General features: G+C 71.5%; 13 protein-coding genes. 1 reads left to right on the top strand and 12 read right to left on the bottom strand.

The window, feature by feature from the left end:
* Nucleotides 1-36: 36 nt before the first annotated feature.
* Nucleotides 37-1,002, bottom strand: a complete 966-nt coding sequence (locus OG417_RS31595; RefSeq protein WP_329236278.1) for a zinc-binding dehydrogenase — start codon at nucleotides 1,000-1,002, stop codon at nucleotides 37-39.
* 131 nt (nucleotides 1,003-1,133) lie between these two features.
* Here OG417_RS31595 and OG417_RS31590 point away from each other — a divergent pair, with 131 nt between their 5' ends.
* Nucleotides 1,134-1,694 carry a TetR/AcrR family transcriptional regulator gene (locus OG417_RS31590; RefSeq protein ID WP_329236276.1) on the top strand — a complete coding sequence of 187 codons (561 nt, stop codon included), beginning with the start codon at nucleotides 1,134-1,136 and terminating at the stop codon, nucleotides 1,692-1,694.
* Nucleotides 1,695-1,791: 97 nt separating this feature from the next.
* Here OG417_RS31590 and OG417_RS31585 read toward each other — a convergent pair whose 3' ends face one another.
* The 11 genes from OG417_RS31585 to OG417_RS31535 are packed head-to-tail and all read right to left on the bottom strand — an operon-like array spanning nucleotide 1,792 to nucleotide 12,204.
* A complete protein-coding gene (locus tag OG417_RS31585; protein WP_329236274.1) occupies nucleotides 1,792-2,394 on the bottom strand; it encodes a hypothetical protein in 603 nt (200 codons plus the stop codon).
* Nucleotides 2,395-2,426: 32 nt separating this feature from the next.
* Nucleotides 2,427-3,257 carry a hypothetical protein gene (locus tag OG417_RS31580; RefSeq protein ID WP_329236273.1) on the bottom strand — a complete coding sequence of 277 codons (831 nt, stop codon included), beginning with the start codon at nucleotides 3,255-3,257 and terminating at the stop codon, nucleotides 2,427-2,429.
* A 30-nt stretch (nucleotides 3,258-3,287) separates the two neighbouring features.
* The gene (locus OG417_RS31575; RefSeq protein WP_329236271.1) at nucleotides 3,288-4,001 is read right to left on the bottom strand and encodes a hypothetical protein; all 714 of its coding nucleotides are present in this window, start codon (nucleotides 3,999-4,001) and stop codon (nucleotides 3,288-3,290) included.
* An 11-nt stretch (nucleotides 4,002-4,012) separates the two neighbouring features.
* Nucleotides 4,013-4,489, bottom strand: coding sequence for a hypothetical protein (locus OG417_RS31570; protein WP_329236269.1), 477 nt, complete (start codon nucleotides 4,487-4,489; stop codon nucleotides 4,013-4,015).
* Nucleotides 4,489-5,730, bottom strand: a complete 1,242-nt coding sequence (locus tag OG417_RS31565) for an MlaD family protein (RefSeq protein ID WP_329236268.1) — start codon at nucleotides 5,728-5,730, stop codon at nucleotides 4,489-4,491. Before OG417_RS31565 ends, OG417_RS31570 begins: the two co-directional genes overlap by 1 nt.
* Nucleotides 5,730-6,935 carry an MCE family protein gene (locus tag OG417_RS31560; RefSeq protein WP_329236266.1) on the bottom strand — a complete coding sequence of 402 codons (1,206 nt, stop codon included), beginning with the start codon at nucleotides 6,933-6,935 and terminating at the stop codon, nucleotides 5,730-5,732. The genes OG417_RS31565 and OG417_RS31560 overlap by 1 nt, the downstream gene beginning before the upstream one ends.
* Nucleotides 6,935-8,110, bottom strand: a complete 1,176-nt coding sequence (locus OG417_RS31555; RefSeq protein WP_329236264.1) for an MCE family protein — start codon at nucleotides 8,108-8,110, stop codon at nucleotides 6,935-6,937. Before OG417_RS31555 ends, OG417_RS31560 begins: the two co-directional genes overlap by 1 nt.
* On the bottom strand, nucleotides 8,107-9,117 hold the full coding sequence (locus OG417_RS31550; protein WP_329236262.1) for an MCE family protein: 1,011 nt from the start codon (nucleotides 9,115-9,117) through the stop codon (nucleotides 8,107-8,109). Before OG417_RS31550 ends, OG417_RS31555 begins: the two co-directional genes overlap by 4 nt.
* Nucleotides 9,114-10,160, bottom strand: coding sequence for an MCE family protein (locus OG417_RS31545; RefSeq protein WP_329236260.1), 1,047 nt, complete (start codon nucleotides 10,158-10,160; stop codon nucleotides 9,114-9,116). Before OG417_RS31545 ends, OG417_RS31550 begins: the two co-directional genes overlap by 4 nt.
* Nucleotides 10,157-11,383 (bottom strand): MCE family protein, encoded by a 1,227-nt coding sequence (locus OG417_RS31540; protein WP_329236258.1) that lies wholly within the window; start codon nucleotides 11,381-11,383, stop codon nucleotides 10,157-10,159. Before OG417_RS31540 ends, OG417_RS31545 begins: the two co-directional genes overlap by 4 nt.
* Nucleotides 11,380-12,204 (bottom strand): MlaE family ABC transporter permease, encoded by an 825-nt coding sequence (locus OG417_RS31535; protein WP_329236256.1) that lies wholly within the window; start codon nucleotides 12,202-12,204, stop codon nucleotides 11,380-11,382. Before OG417_RS31535 ends, OG417_RS31540 begins: the two co-directional genes overlap by 4 nt.

Raw genomic sequence — 12,204 nt, 5'->3', positions numbered from 1 at the left:
GACCTCGGGGCTCCGGATCCGTACGGGCGGTGCTTCTCAGGCGGTGAGCAGCACGGCGCCCACCGAGCGGCGCTTCTCGATCTCGGCGTGCGCGTCCGCGGCGCGGTCCAGCGGAAAGGTGGCGTGGATGCGCGGTCTGAGGCGGCCGTCCGCCGCCGCGGCCAGGGCGCGCTCGGCGTCGGCGCGTTGCTCGGCCTCCGGCTTGGCGAACACCATGCCGAGCGGGCCCGCCACGGTCAGCCCCCGCCGGGCGATCTCCTGCGCGTCGAGCGGCAGCCAGTCACCGGAGGCGAAACCGTACACGCCGAACCTGCCGCGGCCGTCCGCGGCGGCCCGCAGCGCCTGGGCGGCGACCTCGCCGCCGACCGCGTCGAGCACGACGTCCACGCCGCCGCCGGTGAGCCCGCGCACCCGGTCCGGCCAGTCCTCGGTGCCGTAGTCCACGACGTGGTCGGCGCCGAAGTCCTCGACCGCGGCCCGCTTGCCGGCCCCGGCCGCGCCGATCACCGTCGCTCCGCCCGCCCTGGCGAGCTGCACCAGCAGCGATCCGATCCGGCCCGCCGCGGCGGTGACCAGCACCGTCTCGCCCTCGCGGACCCGCATGGCGGACAGCATGCCGCCCGCGACCGCGCCGGCCTGGAAGACCGCCAGCGCGGTCGCGAGCGGGATCCCGTCCGGCACGGGGAACGTCCACGCGACCGGCACCAGGGCGCGCTCCGCGTAACCGCCGGCGTTGCCCACGGTGGTGGCCACGACACGGCGGCCGAGCAGTGACCGGTCCGTCCCGGGGCCGACCGCGACGACCTCTCCTCCCACCTCGATGCCGGGCACGTACGGTAGCGGGACCGGATACCGTCCCGACCTGACGATCACGTCGCCGTAGCCGACGCCGGCCGTCTCGACGGCCACCACCGCCTGCCCCGCACCGGGCTCCGGCTCCGGCCTCTCATCCACGTCGAGTACCTCCGGCGGCCCGAACGCACGTATCCCGATCACCCGCATGCTCGACTCCTCTTTGTGACACTCTGGTCGAATCGAGACAACTTGTCTCGACCGATCAGTCTTGGCGCGCGGCGCGACCACGACAAGCGTCGATCCGGGGATTCCGTCCCATTCGAGACAAGGAGCCGGAAGTGTCTCAGCCCAACGTGCCGTCCCAGGACAACGTGCGGGTCCGGCGGACGCGCAAGCTGCTGCGCGAGGCGCTCGTGGAGCTGGTCGAGGAGCGCGGCTTCGACCGGATCACGGTCGGGGAGATCACCTCACGGGCGATGGTCAGCCGGGCGGCCTTCTACCGGAACCACCGCGACAAGTACCACCTGGTCGAGCAGATCTTCGACGAGGCGATGGCCGAGCTGCGCGGCACGATGGGCGGCGACGAACGGCCGAGCGGCGAGCGGTGGGTGGGCTTCTTCGAGCACGTGGCCGCCTACCGCCGGCTGTACGGCGCGCTGCTGGGCCGCCGGGGCAGCCCCTGGTTCGCCGACCGGATGCGCGCCGCGCTCGCCGCGATGACCACCGAGCACTTCGCGGACGACGATCCGCGGGCGCTGGTGCCCAGCGTGCTGTCGGCCATGTTCGTGCAGACGATCACCTGGTGGCTGGAGCACGGCCAGGCCATGCCTCCGCGCGAGATCGCGGGACGGTCCGCGCGGCTCGCCGCCGCGGTCATCGCCGAGGCGAACCGCGGGTGAGAGGCCGCCCGGGAACCCGCACGCCGCACCGCAGGGCACGGGCTCCGGGCGGGCTCTGACAGAGGTCGGGCCGGGGCCGAGCGGACGCGGCGAATGCTCAGCGCGGCACGTTCAGCGTGTCCAGATTGCTGATCTTCCAGCGCCCGCCCTGGCGGACCGCGTCGACGGCGAGCATGGCCGCCGCGTACGTGGTCTGCTTGCCGCTCGTGCGGGTGTTGCGCTGGTCGGCGAAGACCAGCAGGCGGGCGCGGTCGCCCTCGAGCATCTCCACCGCGCTGTCGGTCACCGTCGTGGTCAGGACGAGCTTCTGGGCCGGAGCCTGGGCACGCACCTGGGCGATCATGGTGTCGTACTGGCCGACCGCCTTGCCGGTGAGCAGGCCGTTCTCGGCCTGTTGCGTCCGGCCCGCGTCGGTGTAGTCGTAGGAGAACAGCGTGTTCACCGCGTCGGTCACCTGGCCCGTGACCTCGCTCGTACGGCCGGGATCGGTGAGGGCGACGTTGTGGGCTCCGGCGCGGTCGCGCACCGCGTTCGCCTCCTCGGCGAACCACACCGCGAGGCCGCCCAGCAGCACCGTCAGAACCCCCAGGGCGACCGGCAGCCGCCGGACCCGGTGCCGGACCCGGCGCTCACGGGCCGGTTTCGGCGCCTTGTCGTCCTCGGGGGTACGGCGGCGGATGACGAACGGGAGGGAGGGCATGCGGAGGTTCCTCTCACGAAGGGGCGGCGGGCTCAGCCGGCGGTCGTGCCGAGGGGAGCCTGGCCGAGCGCGCTGAGCTTCCAGCCGGACGACGTACGGGTCAGCTGCGCCCGCATGCGGCTCTGCTTGGTGGCCGGCGATCCGGTCGGCGGCGTGACGGTGATCTGCACGGCGACGATCGCGCCGGCCTTGCCCGCCCGGTCGTCCAGTTCGGTCACGGCGGCGTCGAGGATCTTCGCGCTGGTGACCGTCTTGGCGGCCCGTACCTGCTGGGCGAACTGGGCGCGGCCCTGGACGAGTTCCTGGTGCAGGTCGCCGGTCGAGGACGCCTCCCAGGTCGCCAGGCCCTGGTCCACCTTGCGGTAGTCGAGGGTGTTCATGTTCTGCACGCCCTGCTCGGCGGCGCGGAGCACGGCGTCGCGGTCGCGGGAGTAGGCGAGAGAGTCGTCGTGCGCCGCGCCGTACCAGGACCACCCGAAGTACCCCGCGCACGCGGCGGCGGCCACGACGAGCACGGTCGCCACCAGCAGCACCGGATCGGAGAGCCGGGGCAGGCGCCGTCGCGACGCCTTCTCCGCGGCCTCCCCGTCCGAACCCTCCTCAGCCGAACCGCCCCCGGAGTCGCCCTCGCCGTCCTCGACCTCGGTCTCTCCGGCGTCGGCCTCCTCGCCTTCGGTCTCCGCGTCTTCATCCTCTTCGGATGCGGTTTCCTCGGACCCGGACTCGGCCTCGGTCTCCTCGGACGCCGCCTGCTCAGGCTCGGCCTCCTCGGACGTCGTCTCCGCAGGCTCCGGCTCCTCGGCCGGAGGCTCCGTGTGCTCGTCGGGCTCCGTGGGCCGTTTCTCGGCTGTGGTCCGTGCCACCTACTGTCACCTTTCGTGGAGCCGTACGGGTTACCGGGCGTGCATGTCGACGATGCGCCAGTGGCCGCCCTGGCGCCGGGCGGTGACCGAGAGCTGGGCCGCCGCCGACATGCCCTTGGGCCGGTCCTTGCGCACGATGACCTGGTCGAGGAAGACCAGGAGCTGCGCCGTGTCGTGGGTGAGCCGCACGACGCCCGCCCGTACGACCCGGGTCCTGACCGTCAGCCGCTCCGCCGCCGCGTGCTGCTTCACCTGGGTGAACAGCGTCCGGTACTCGCTCGCGGCGGTGCCGCTCAGCACCTCGGCCGCGGCCTGCTCGGTCGTCGCCGTGCTGTCCGGGGTGTACGAGAAGATCTTGGTGAGCCCGTTGCTGACGTCGCCGATGACGACCGAGGTCGCCTCGGTGTCGACGAGCGCCCGGTCGGCGAGCGCCGGATCGTGCCGCGCCCGCACGCTCAGCACCTGCAATCCGGCTCCGGCCAGCGCGAACAACAGCGTGAGCACCACGACGAACACCCGCGGCCGGCGGATCCACCGGCGCCGCGGAGCCTCGGCGTCCGGCTCGGGAGCGGTGGCCTCGGCCTCCTCGGCGGCCTTGGGCTCTTCAACGGTCTTGGGCTTCTCACCTGCCTCGGGCTTCGCGACGGCCTTGGGCTCCGCGGCGGCCTCGGAATCCTCCGCGACCTCCGGCTCCGCGGTGGCCTCGGGCTCTTCGGTGACCTTGGGCTCTTCGGTGACGCTCAACGACCCTCCTCCTAGGCGCCGACCGGCACGGCGGTGAGCGAGCTGAGCTTCCACTGGGAGCCCGTACGCGCCAGCACGGCGGTGAAGCGCTTGCGTTCCAGGGAGCTGCCGAGCTTGACCTGGACGGTCGCGATGACCTGGGCGGTGCCGGCGTGCGTGTCGAGCTCGGTCACCGCGAGGTCGGTGACGGTGCCCACCGCGGGGGTGCCGGACTTGAGGGCCTTCTGCCGGTCCTGCGCCGACGTACGCCGCAGCGACTCGCGCAGCGTCCCGGTCGAGACGTCCAGCCAGCGGCTCAGCCCGGCGTCGCTCTTGCGCGGGTCCAGGGTGTTGAGGACGGCGATCTCCTGCCGGGCGTCCCGCCGCACCTGGTCGCGTGCCCGCGCGAACGGCACGGACGACGAGTGCGCGCTCTGGTGATAGCTCCAGCCCGACCACCCGCAGAAGACCGCCGCGGCCGCCAGCAGGGCCACTCCAAGGACGCGCATCACCGCTCCAGCCCGAGAAGGTCGCTCATGGAAGCCGGTCCGGCCGGCACCGACGGCAGTCCGAGCGCCCCGGGCAGCGACGCCGAGGCCGCCGACGCCGACGTGCCCGGACGTACGGGCGCGGGCACTCCGCCGCCGTACGGGGCGTTACCCGAGCCGCGTACGTCCACCCCGCTGGAGGCCGGCATCCGGCAGGACGCGGCCGTGTTCAGCGGCGGCCCGGCCGAGGTGTCGAGCCCGTTGCGGTACGTCGTGCCGCCGTACCCCGTCGTGCAGGGGAGCGGGGAGAAGAACGTCAGGGCCATCCCGAAGTTGAGTCCCTTCGAGTCGACCACCGACGCGCCCGCCGCCACCACCTGCGGCAGGCGTACGAGCAGCTCCTGGATGCCGCGCTGCCGGGTGACCGTGAGCTCGGAGGTGGTCGTCAGGTTGGCGAGCAGCACGCTGAGGCTCGGATCGAGGTCGCGCAGGAGCCCGCTGATCTCGGTGGCGGCGACCGGCGCGGTGGTGATCAGCCGCCGCAGGTCGGTGTCGGACGCGTCGAGCTGTCCGGCGAGCAGCCGCGCGCTGCGGGCGAACGACACCAGGGCGGCGCCCTCCTCGCGCTGGGTGCGCAGCACGGTCTGCCCGTCGAAGATCAGCTGGTTGGTCTCGGGCGCGGCGCTGTTGGCGTCCCGGAGGAACTCATCAGAGTTGTCGAGCAGCGTCTGGAGGTTCTCGCCCTGCCCCTGGAACGCCTTGCCGAGTTCGTCCACCACGGTGCGCAGTGAGTCGAGCGGCACCGAGGCGGCCAGGTTGTCGACGTTCGTCAGCACGTTGGTCACGGGCGGCGGCGTCTGCGTGGCGCTACGCGCGATGGTCGCGCCGTCCTTCAGGTACGGGCCGTCGCCGCTCGCCGGCCGCAGGTCGACGTACTCCTCGCCGACCGCCGACAGGTTGGCGACCACGGCCTGCGACGCGGCGGGGATCCGGGGCGCGGAGTCGTCGATGTGCAGGTCCGCCCGTACGCCGTCGCCGGTCAGGTGCAGGTCGCCGACCCGGCCGACCGACACGCCTCGGTACGTGACGTCGGAGCCGGGGAACAGCCCGCCGGTCTCGGGCAGGTCCATCCGCACGACGTAGTAGCCGCGCAGGCCGACGAAGCGCCCGAGGTCGGCGTACCGGTAGCCGATGTAGCCGATGACGAGCACACCGATGACGAGGAACGCCAGGTTCTTCAGCCGGGTTCCGAGCGTGAGCATCAGCCACCCCCGTTCGGAGAGGAGGACGGCGTCGCCGTCGGCGTCCCCGGTGGTACGGAGCCCGGCGGCGACCCGGGCGTGGACGGAGACGTGACCGGCGACGAGCCCGTCGGCGTGGTCTGCGTTCCGCCGACGGGAGGCAGCGGAAGCGGCACGCTCCCAGCCTTGCGCCGGGACGACTTCGCCTGCCCTTCCTGCCCCGGCACCAGCGGTGGGATGACCTGGGTGCCGGGCAGCGCGGTCACCGACAGGTAGACGTTGAGGTAGTCGCCCTTGACCCCGTTCAGCACCTCGTCGGTGAACGGGTAGGTCAGCAGCACCTGCAGCGACTTCGGCAGGTTCCGCCCGGCGGCGGAGAGGTTGGCCAGCACCGGTGCGAGCGCCTGCAGGTCCGCGACCATGTCGGCCTTGCTCTTGTTGATGGTCGTGACCGCGACGCCGGACAGCTCCTGCAGCGACCGCAGCATCGTGACCAGCGCGCCGCGCTGCTGTTCGAGCACGTCCAGGCCGGGTCCGAGGTCGTCCAGGGCGGTGCCGATCTGCTTTTTGCGGGAGGCGAGGGTGGCGGAGAGCCGGTCGACCGCGTCGATGGCGTCGACGATGTCCTGGCGATGGTCGTTGAAGTTGGCGACGACGGTGTTCAGGTCGCTGAGCAACTGCCTGATCTGGGGTTCGTTGCCGTCGAACGCCTTATTCAGCTCCTGGGTGATGGTGCGCAGCTGGCTCAGGCCGCCGCCGTTGAGGAGCAGCGACAGCGCGCCGAAGACCTCCTCGATCTCCGGGTCGCGGTCGGTGCGCGTCATCGGGATGACCGCTCCGTCGGCCAGCGTGCCCGAACCACCGCCGGTGGGCGCGCTGAGCTCGATGTACTTCTCGCCGAGCAGGCTCGACTGGGCGAGCCGCGCGTACGCGTTCGCGGGCAGGTGGACCTTGCCGTTGACGAGCATGACGACGTTCGCGGTCCAGCCGTTCCGCGGCAGCGTGATCTTGGAGACCCGGCCGACCGCCACGTCGTTGACCTTCACCGCCGCCTGCGGCACGAGGTCGTGCACGTTGGCGAACTGCGCGGTGACCTTGTACGGGTGGGAGCCGAGGTCCGCGCCGCCCGGCAGCGGCAGTCCGTACACGCCGCCGAAGCCGCCCGAGCCGCAGCCCGCCAGGGAGAGGCACACGACCACGACGGCGGCCGGCCGCATCGCGCGCATCATCGGCCTCCGTACACGCCGCCGACCGGCGGTAGCGGGAGCGGCGCCCGGCTCGAGCGCGGCAGGGGTTTCAGGGCGTCGGAGCCGGAGCCGAGCTTGTACTTGACACACAGGTTCTTCATGGACTGGGCCAAACCGGTCATCGAGCAGACCTGGTCGCCGGCGGTCTGCGCGGCCGATTCCGGCGTGAGCGGCCCGCCCATGCTCAGCTCGTTGAGGTCACCGCGGCCGTCGAGCGTCCGGTTGTCCGGGTCGTAGGTGTTCAGGACGTTGTCGGCGGCGAGCGGCACGGTGTCCAGCGCCTCGGCGAGCGACGCGCGCTGGTCCACCAGCGTCTGGGTGATCGTGGCCAGCTTGGTCACGTTGGACTTCAGCCGCGCACGGTTGTCGTGGATGAAGCGCTGGACCTGGCCGAGCGCGGTGGCGAGCTGCTGGAGCGCCGCGCCGAGGTTCTGCCGGTCGTCGGAGAGGAAGCCGGTCACCTGCGAGAGTTGCTGCTCGGCGAGCCGGACCTGCCCGTCGTTGGCCTTGAGCATGGCGGTGAACTTCTGCAGGTTCGTCAGGGTCGAGAACAGGTCGCTCGAAGCACCGGACAACGTCTTGGACGCCTGGCCGAGGTCGCCGACCATGTCACCGAGGTCCTGGCCGTTGCCGCCGAGGTTGGCCGCGCCGGTGTTCAGCAGGTCGGACAGCGCGCCCTTGCGGTTGGCGCCGTTCGGGCCGAGGGCGTTGGCGAGCCGGCTGAGGCTGTCGTAGAGCTGGTCGATCTCCACGGGCGTCGCCGTACGGTTCGCCGGGATGACCGCGTGGTCGGTCAGCCGGGGGCCGGAGGTGTAGGCGGGGGAGAGCTGGATGTAGCGGTCGGCGACGACGCTCGGCGCCACCACGACGGCGATCGCCCCGGCCGGCACGGCGACTCCGTGGTCCACCGTCATCGTCACCCGCACCTGGCGGCCCTCGGGCCGTACCGTGTCGACCTTGCCGACCCGCACGCCGAGGACGCGCAGGTCCGAGCCGGCGTAGACGCCCACGGCCTGGCCGAAGTACGCGGTGATCCTCGTCCCGGCGGGGCGTGACAGCAGGTACAGCGCGCCGACGAGGACCACGATGAGCGCGAGGCCGGCGCTCATCACGGCGGGTCGGCGGGCCGGAGCGACCGAGAGTCTGGGCATCATCGACCGTCCTGCTTCGGTGGCATGCATCCGACATCCGGAGGCGTGTTCGGCGGGAGGTAGTTCTTGGGCACGATGCCGCACAGGTAGGCGTCGAACCAGCGGCCGTTGCCGAGCGTGTTGCCGATCAGACGGTAGTACGGCCCGGCGACGGCGAGCGCGTGGTCGAGGCTGCCCTGGTTGCGCCGCAGCATCGCGGTCACCTGGTCGAGCGCGCGCAGCGTCGGGTCGAGCTGCGCCTGGTTGTCCTTGACCAGGCCGCTGAGCTGCGCGGACAGCTGCTGAGTGCCGGTCAGCAACGCGTGGATCGCCAGCCGGCGCCGCGAGATCTCGGCCAGCAGCCGGTTGCCGTCGTGCATGAGCGCGGTGAAGTTGCCGTTCTGCGCGGCCAGAGTCGCGGTGATCTGCTTGGTCCCGGCCAGCAGCCGCGCGAGCTGCGCGTCCCGTGAGGAGATCGTCTTGGACAGCTTCGACAGGCCCTCGATGGCCTGGCGGACGTTCGGCGAGGTGTTCCGGAACGTATCGGAGATCGTCTGCAGGCTCTTCCCGAGCTGGTCGGTGTCGATCTGCCCCAGCGTGCCGCCGAGCTGCTGGAACGCCTCCGTCACGTCGTACGGGGAGGTCGTGCGGCTGACCGGGATGCGACGGGAGGGCTTCTGCCGACCGGTGCCGAGCGGATCGACCGCGAGGTACTTCTCGCCCAGCAGCGTCTTGATCATGATCGAGGCGGTCGAGGCGTTGCCGATCCAGGTGTCCTTGACGCGGAAGCTGACCTTCACCCGTCCGTGGTCGAGGGAGACCCCGGTGACCTTGCCGACCTTCACGCCGGCGACCCGGACCTCGTTGCCGGACCGCAGGCCGGCGGACTCGGTGAAGTCCGCGCTGTAGGTCGTGCCGCCGCCGATGACGGGCAGGTCGTCGGCGGCGTACGCGGCGGTGCCCAGCCCGGCCAGGATCACCAGGCCGACCACGGCGACCTTGACCGGGTTCCGCTCCCGGATCGGCTTCACGATTCGCACCTCGATTCGGTGACCGGGATGCCGGTCGGCGGAGGTCCGGGTTTCGGCCCGCCTTCCGAGGCCCACGACACACCGGAGACCGTGGCCTGACACATGTAGAGGTTGAGCCACGAGCCGTACGAGGCGAGCCGGGCGATCGTGGTCATCTTCGTCGGCAGCGTCCGTACGAAGCCCTCCACCAGCGGCTGGTCGCGGTTCAGGTTGGACGACAGCCGGCCCAGGTCGTGGATGTCGCGGCGCAGCGGGTCGCGGCTCGGGCCCAGCAGCCCGGCCGTGCTCGTGGTCAGGCCGGAGATCGCGCTGATCGCCTCCCCGATCGGCTTGCGGTCGGAGGCGAAGCCGTGCACGAGTTGTTTCAGCGTCTCGATGAGCCCCTCGAACCGGCTCTCGCGGGAGTTCACGGTCTGCACGACGGTGGTGAGGTTGTCGATCACGCGTCCGATGACCTGGTCCCGGCTGGCGAGCGTCGTGGTCAGCTGGCCGAGCGAGGCGATGAGCTGCTCCATCGTGGTGCCCTCGCCCTGGAACACCTGGATGATCTCGCCGGACAGCTGGTTGACGTCCTTGGGGGACAGGGCCTGGAACAGCGGCTGGAAGCCGTTGAAGAGCTGGGTGAGGTTCAGCGCGGGCGTGGTCCGCTCCACCGGGATCGTCCCGCCCGGCCGCAGGGTGCCGCCGACCGGCCCGACGCCCTGGTCGAGTTCGATGAACCGCTGCCCGACGAGGTTCAGGTACTTGATGGACGCGGTGACCGAGGCGGGCAGCGTACGGCCGGACTCGACGGAGAACGTCACGCGCGCCAGCCGCCGGCCGGTCACGTGGATGCTCTCCACCTCGCCGACGCGTACCCCGGCGATGCGGATGCTGTCCCCGGTGTTCAGGCCGGTGACGTCGGTGAACGTCGCGTGGTAACCGGCGGTCCGGCCCACTCCGGTGCCGGCGATGCTGAGCGCCAGGATCGCCGTGGCCAGCGTGGTGACGACGATGAAGATCGCCGACTTGGCCAGCGGCCCGGCGAGGCTTCTGCGGTTCACTTCACCGTCACCTCCGTTCCCCGGTAGATCGGGCCGACCAGCACGCTGCTCCAGTCGGGCAGGCCCTTGCGCGGCGCGGTCCCGCTCGTGTTCAGCAGGTCGTTGACGAGGTCGTTCTCCCCGGGCGAGTTGGGCACGCCGAGCGCGCCGGCGGCCCCCTCGTACGGCACGGGATAGCAGTGCGGCCCGCCGCCGGCGTTGTAGACGGGCGTGTCACGGCCGGGCACGTACTTGCCCTTTGAGGGGACCACGTGCACGGTGACGTGCATGCCGTGCTGGTCGGTGCCCTTGCCCAGCGCGCGGTCCATCGCGGGGACGAAGTCGCTGAGCGTCTTCAGCGTGCAGGGGAAGGAGGGCGAGTAGCGGGCCAGCGTCTCCAGCACCGGGCGGCTGTCCGCGGACAGCCGGATGATGTTCGCGGAGTTGCCGCGCAGGAAGGCGGTGATGTCCCGCGACGAGTCGGTCATCGAGTCGTAGAGCTCGGCGAGGTTGGCGCGCTGGTCGACGATGGTGCGGCTCGTCGTGGTGAAGTCGGTGAGCGCCTGCAGGATGTCCGGGCTCGCCTGGGAGTACAGGCGCGCGACCCGTACCAGCTCGCTGATGTCGCGGTCGAGCGCGGGCAGCTGCGGCTTGAGCGTCTTGAGATAGGAGTCGAAGTCCACCAGGGTCTGGCCGAGCTTGTCGCCGCGGCCCTGCAGCGCCTGGGCCATCGCGGTGAGCGTCGCGGACAGCTTGGCGGGCTGGACGGCGGTCAGCAGGGGCAGGACGTTGTCCAGCACCCGCTCCAGCTCGATGGCGTTGGAGCTGCGGTCCTGCCCGATCACGCTCCCGGCGGCGAGGGCCACCGGCGCGGGGTCGGGCGGCGGGACGAGCGCGACGTATCGCTCGCCGAACAGCGTGGTGGGCAGCATCTGCGCGGTGACGTTCGCCGGAACGTTCTTCAGCGCGCCCGGCTGGAGGGCGAGCCGCAGACGGGCCCCCGACCCGTCCGCGGAGATGTCGCGAACCTCGCCGATGACCTGGCCGCGCATCTTCACGTCGGCGTGCGGGTGCATCTCGTTGCCCACGCTGTCCGTGCGCAGCGTCACCATGGCGACGTCGGTGAAGCGCTTCTGGTAGACCGCGATCGACAGCCACACCAGCAGGCACAGCACGAGCAGGAACGCCAGTCCGGTGAGCCGCCGCCGGGCCTTGACCGCGGCCGAGTCCTCCACACTGATCATCCGGCCACCTTCACCGTCGTGGTGGCGCCCCAGATCGCCAGGCTGAGGAAGAAGTCGGTCAGGCTGATCAGCACGATCGAGGTGCGTACGGCGCGGCCGACCGCGATGCCCACCCCGGCCGGGCCGCCCGACGCGCGGTAGCCGTAGTAACAGTGCGCCAGGATCACCATGACCGAGAAGATCAGCACCTTCCCGAACGACCAGAGCACGTCCACCGAGGACAGGAACTGCCCGAAGTAGTGGTCGTAGGTGCCGGACGACTGACCGTTGAACAGCACCGTGATCTCGCGCGAGGACAGGTACGAGCTGAGCAGGCCGATGCCGTACAGCGGAATGATCGCCACGGCGCCCGCCGCGATCCGGGTGGTGACCAGGTACGGCAGGCTCGGCACGCCCATGCCCTCCAGCGCGTCGACCTCCTCGTTGATGCGCATCGCGCCGAGCTGGGCGGTGAAGCCGGCCCCGACCGTCGCCGACAGCGCGAGCCCGGCGACGAGCGGCGCGATCTCGCGAGTGTTGAAGTAGGCGGAGACGAACCCGGTGAAGGCGGACGTGCCGATCTGGTTGAGCGCGGCGTACCCCTGCAGGCCCACGACGGTGCCGGTGAACAGCGTCATCGCGATCATCACGCCGATGGTGCCGCCGATGACGCCGAGCGCGCCGCTGCCGAACGTGACCTCGGCGAGCAGGCGGCGGATCTCCCGCAGGTAGCGCCGCAGCGCCCGCGGCGTCCACAGCAGTGCCCGCAGGTAGAAGGTCAGCTGGTCGCCGAGGGTGTCCAGCCAGGACAGCCGGCGGTCGAGATCGAAACGGATCGCCAT

The sequence above is a fragment of the Actinoallomurus sp. NBC_01490 genome, from assembly GCF_036227085.1.
In the GTDB taxonomy this organism is placed as follows: domain Bacteria; phylum Actinomycetota; class Actinomycetes; order Streptosporangiales; family Streptosporangiaceae; genus Actinoallomurus; species Actinoallomurus oryzae.
The sequence above is the reverse complement of the archived record's forward strand: the minus strand, read 5'-3'. Positions and strand labels throughout refer to the sequence as shown.